Source organism: Selenomonadales bacterium (assembly GCA_017442105.1).
In the GTDB taxonomy this organism is placed as follows: Bacteria; Bacillota; Negativicutes; order RGIG982; family RGIG982; genus RGIG982.
This window is the reverse complement of sequence record JAFSAX010000144.1, coordinates 1-4,181: the sequence shown is the minus strand read 5'-3', so window position 1 is coordinate 4,181 and position 4,181 is coordinate 1. Positions and strand designations below refer to the sequence as shown.

Here is a 4,181-nt window from a genome sequence, read left to right as displayed (position 1 = left end):
CCCGGTGCAACAACATTGCCTTTCGATTTCGACATTTTGGCACCGTCTTTGATGACCATACCTTGCGTCAAGAGGCGTTCAAACGGTTCGTCAATGTCGACCAATCCTGCATCGCGGAGTACTTTTGTAAAGAAACGCGAATAGAGGAGATGGAGAATAGCGTGTTCGATACCGCCGATGTACTGGTCGACAGGCATCCAGTAGTTGGCTTTTTCTTTATCAAATGCCATTTCCGTATTGCGCGGATCGGTGTAGCGGAGATAGTACCACGACGAGCAGATGAATGTATCCATCGTGTCTGTTTCGCGTCTTGCATCAGCACCGCATTTCGGGCACTTGCAGTTGATGAATTCTTCCGAACCACTGAGCGGCGATACCATACCACCTTCGAAGTTTACGTTATCGGGAAGCATAACAGGAAGCTCGGATTCCGGAACAGGAACCGTACCGCAATGCGGGCAATAGATCATCGGGATCGGTGCGCCCCAGTAACGCTGACGCGATACGAGCCAGTCACGCAGACGATAGTTCACGCGGCGTTTACCGACGCCGTGTGCTTCAAGCCAGTCGATGATAGCAGACATTGCTTCTTCGTTGTCCATGCCGTCGAATTCGCCCGAGTTGATAAGCTTACCTTTTCCGACATAAGCGTTGTCCATCGTTTCGAGGACGCTTCTTTCGTCACCGCTGTCGATGACGACTTTTTTCGGAAGGTTATATTTCGTAGCGAATGCCCAGTCACGTTCGTCGTGCGTCGGTACGCCCATGACAGCACCCGTACCATATTCATAGAGGACATAGTTGGCGATGAGGATAGGCACATCTTCACCGTTGATCGGATTGCGTGCGTATGCACCCGTTGCGATCCCTTCTTTTTCTACATCGGTAGCCGTACGGCTGATCTCGCTCTGGTTGCGTACACGTTCAACGAATGCGCGGATCTCAGCTTCGTTTTCTCTGCCTGCGATAAGCTTGTCTACGAGCGGATGCTCAGGCGCGAGTACCATGTAGCTGACACCGAAGATCGTGTCGGGACGCGTCGTGTAGACAGGATTTTTTTCACCAAACTCAGGCACGTCGAAGCTGAATTCGGCACCTTCACTGCGGCCGATCCAGTTTTCCTGCATCGTTTTTACACGTTCCGGCCAACCGCCGAGGAGATCGAGGTCTTTGAGAAGCGTATCCGCATAATCGGTGATTTTGAAGAACCACTGTTCGAGATCTTTTTTCACAACGACCGAGTCACAGCGCCAGCAGCAGCCGTCGATGACCTGTTCGTTCGCAAGTACCGTATTACATTCGTTGCACCAGTTGACAGATGCTTTTTTCTTGTATGCAAGACCCATTTTGTGGAACTGCAAGAACAGCCACTGCGTCCAGCGATAATATTCGGGATGGCACGTTGCTACTTCGCGATCCCAGTCATAGGAAAGACCGAGTGCGCGCTGTTGTTTGCGCATATTGTCGATGTTCGACCATGTCCAGTCGGCAGGCTGAAGTTTGTGTTTGATCGCCGCATTTTCCGCAGGCATACCGAATGCGTCCCAGCCCATCGGATGAAGTACGTTGAAGCCCTGCATCGTTTTGTAACGCGCGATAACATCACCGATCGAGTAGTTGCGCACGTGACCCATGTGCAAGTTGCCCGACGGATACGGGAACATTTCCAATACATAATATTCGGGACGGTCTTTATCCATCTCCGTTTTGAAGGCATTATCAGCCAACCATTTCTCTTGCCATTTCGATTCAATGTCTAATGGTGAATATCTTTCTTCCACCGTTATTCCCCCTTATACCTTCTTAAAAATAAAAAATCCCCGGCGTAAATTCGCCAGGGACGATTGCTCGCGGTACCACCCTGTTTGACGACCGTAGGGTCGCCCACTCTCGCCGATAACGCAGGCTATGCGCGGAAAATCCGTTCCTCCCCAGCGAGTTCGGTCACCTCTGACATGGCTTGCATCGACCGCCATCTTTCTGTACTCATTGGCTTTCCTACTACTCTGTTTCATCGGAGTGTCAATTTGTAAATATCTCTTATATTATATCGACAAAGAAACCTAAAGTCAACGGTTTATTCGTTCTATCATCCTTCCCCGCTACATATCTTATTATCAAAAAAAGGAGGCTTTTCATGTATAAACTCATCCTCGGCAGTACGCGCATCGCGGTGCACGATGACAATATCCCGCGAGCCGAAGCATCTCGCTGTGCTCGCCAAGCTCTGCAAAAAGCCAAGTCGAACGGCGAACAGCTCAGCCATATCGACATTCGGCAAGCTGACGGCAAACTCATTACCGAAACGACGACAAAACCGCAAGTATCGACTGCTCGCAAAACGCTCCATCAAAGCATCCGTGACAGCCTTGTCGCTACGCTCTCGGATAACTTCTTCCCCACAGGCACATTCCAAGACAACCGTTTCTGGCAAGACAGCGATACGGGGCAAGAATGGAGCGGCCAGGTCGTCATCTCTGCCAAAGAAGATATCTTGGAAGAAGTCCGCACATGGATAAGCGAGCGAAGCGAACTGCACAACTAAACTACAAGTCGTTTGCCGTTATGGCAGACGATTTTCTTTTATAAATCAGTTGTACAAGCTTCTTCCATCTCCTATAATAGAGAGGAAGCAACTTTCTTCTATATATAAGGAGGCTTTATGCATCAATATCTTTTTTTCATCGGTGATTTTCCCATCCGTGCTTACGGTATGGTCCTTATGCTTAGCATCGTCCTTGCCACAGGCGTTGCTTACTTTCTCGCCAAACAAGACGGCAGATATCATCAGCATATCCCCGACCTCGGGCTTTACTGCGCCATCGCAGGACTTGTCGGCGCAAGGCTGTGGGACGTCTTCTTCTTCGATTGGCACTATTATCAGCACCACCTCTTAGAGATCCCGTACGTGTGGCAAGGCGGTATGGCGATACAAGGCGGTATCGTATTCGGCATCATCACAGGCTGGCTCTACACGCGATATCATAAGATAGACACGCTCGCTCTTGCCGACATCGTCGCGCCTGCCATCATCTTAGGCCAAGCCATCGGCCGCAATGCCAATCTCCTCAACGGAGATGCATTCGGCGCACCGACCGGAGGCCCGTTCGGTATCCTGTACCCATCGACAACGCTTGCATATCAGACGTACGGTGCTGTCCCGCTCTGGCCTGCCGAAGTCTGGGAAGGACAGCTCGATGTCATCATCTTTGCCATCCTGCTCCTCTTCCGCACGACAAAACACGCGCGTGGACAAGTCATCGCCCTCTACGCCATCCTCTATTCGCTGGCAAGATTCTTCCTCGAATTTTTGCGCGGTGATTATGAGGTGCTTCTCTGGGGGCTCAAATCGGCGCAGCTCACCAGCCTTGCCGTCATTATCATCGGCATCATCTGCTTTGTCTGGTTCGGCAAACGCAAACAAACGGGCACCACTGCCTGATATCTTCTATTATATAAGGAGGTCTTCCCGTTGGACACCATCAAGATCATCTTAGCTGACGACCATACACTGATCCGCTCAGGACTCAAAGCACTGCTCTCCTTCTCATCTGAATTCGAAGTCATAGGCGAAGCAGAAGACGGTCTCTCGGCCATTCGCCAAGTCGAAGAAAAAAAGCCCGATATCCTCATCTTAGACTTATCCATGCCCAACATGAGCGGCATCGACTGCATCAAAGAGATTCGTTCGCGCGGCCTTGTCTGCAATATCCTCGTCCTCACGATGTACGATGACGAAGAATATATCAAAGAAGTCATGCGGGCAGGAGCAGACGGATACCTGCTCAAAAAATCGGCCGACAGCGAGCTTATCGAAGCGATACACAAAATATACGAAGGCAAAAAGTATCTCAACGAAACCATCTCGCAGACACTCATCGACAGTCTCCTGCGTGCCGCTCCGATGCAGTCTAATATGACCGATCCCTACGTCCTCCTCAGCATCCGCGAACGCGAAGTCCTCCGCTACCTCGCCAAAGGCTTCACCAACAGCGAGATCGCCTCGATCCTCTCCCTCAGTCCCAAGACGATCGACACATATCGCTCGCGTATCATGAACAAACTCAATATCAAGAAAAAATCCGAGCTTGTCAACTACGCGATGGAACACCATCTCTTCAATATTTAACAATGCTTCTCGGTTGCATTTTTGTAGTGTTTTACCTTACAAGACATTACAG

The 4,181-nt window shown here is 50.3% G+C and carries 4 protein-coding genes; 3 read left to right on the top strand and 1 reads right to left on the bottom strand.

The window, feature by feature from the left end:
- A partial coding sequence (locus IJN28_05745) for a leucine--tRNA ligase (protein ID MBQ6713269.1) occupies positions 1-1,781 on the bottom strand: 1,781 nt, incomplete at its 3' end.
- Positions 1,782-2,137: 356 nt separating this feature from the next.
- Between IJN28_05745 and IJN28_05740 the strand changes: the two genes are divergently transcribed.
- The 3 genes from IJN28_05740 to IJN28_05730 all read left to right on the top strand — a co-directional run bounded on the left by IJN28_05740 (position 2,138) and on the right by IJN28_05730 (position 4,129).
- Positions 2,138-2,545 (top strand): hypothetical protein, encoded by a 408-nt coding sequence (locus IJN28_05740; GenBank protein ID MBQ6713268.1) that lies wholly within the window; start codon positions 2,138-2,140, stop codon positions 2,543-2,545.
- A 117-nt stretch (positions 2,546-2,662) separates the two neighbouring features.
- Positions 2,663-3,442 (top strand): prolipoprotein diacylglyceryl transferase, encoded by a 780-nt coding sequence (lgt, locus tag IJN28_05735; GenBank protein ID MBQ6713267.1) that lies wholly within the window; start codon positions 2,663-2,665, stop codon positions 3,440-3,442.
- A 30-nt stretch (positions 3,443-3,472) separates the two neighbouring features.
- Positions 3,473-4,129, top strand: a complete 657-nt coding sequence (locus tag IJN28_05730; protein MBQ6713266.1) for a response regulator transcription factor — start codon at positions 3,473-3,475, stop codon at positions 4,127-4,129.
- The last annotated feature ends 52 nt before the right edge of the window (positions 4,130-4,181 follow it).

Excerpts from the sequence above, each read along its gene's own strand:
- IJN28_05740 (MBQ6713268.1), top strand. The coding sequence starts at position 2,138 with ATGTATAAACTCATCCTCGGCAGTACGCGCATCGCGGTGCACGATGAC.
- lgt (MBQ6713267.1), top strand. The coding sequence starts at position 2,663 with ATGCATCAATATCTTTTTTTCATCGGTGATTTTCCCATCCGTGCTTAC.